Source organism: Bacillus sp. AC266, from assembly GCF_979253805.1.
This window is the reverse complement of sequence record NZ_CEEDEC010000074.1, coordinates 1-235: the sequence shown is the minus strand read 5'-3', so window position 1 is coordinate 235 and position 235 is coordinate 1. Positions and strand designations below refer to the sequence as shown.

Below are 235 nucleotides of genomic sequence, written 5' to 3'. Positions count from 1 at the left end.
GTCCTAATAATCGTCAAATTACAAAAACGGAAGAAGTATTTGACCTTAATGATTTAAGTGTGCCGCCAGGTGTGAAAATCAATGACCCTGTTCGTATGTACTTAAAAGACATTGGTCGTGTAGACTTACTATCTGCTGAAGAAGAAATTCGACTTGCGACACGTATTGAAGAAGGCGATGTAGAAGCAAAACGCCGTCTTGCAGAAGCAAACTTACGTCTTGTAGTAAGTATTGC

The 235-nt window shown here is 39.6% G+C and carries 1 protein-coding gene; it reads left to right on the top strand.

Annotation, left to right across the window (positions count from 1 at the left end):
- Nucleotides 1-235: sigma-70 factor domain-containing protein (locus tag AC0IXC_RS29390; RefSeq protein ID WP_471653731.1), on the top strand; the 235-nt coding region annotated here is incomplete at both ends.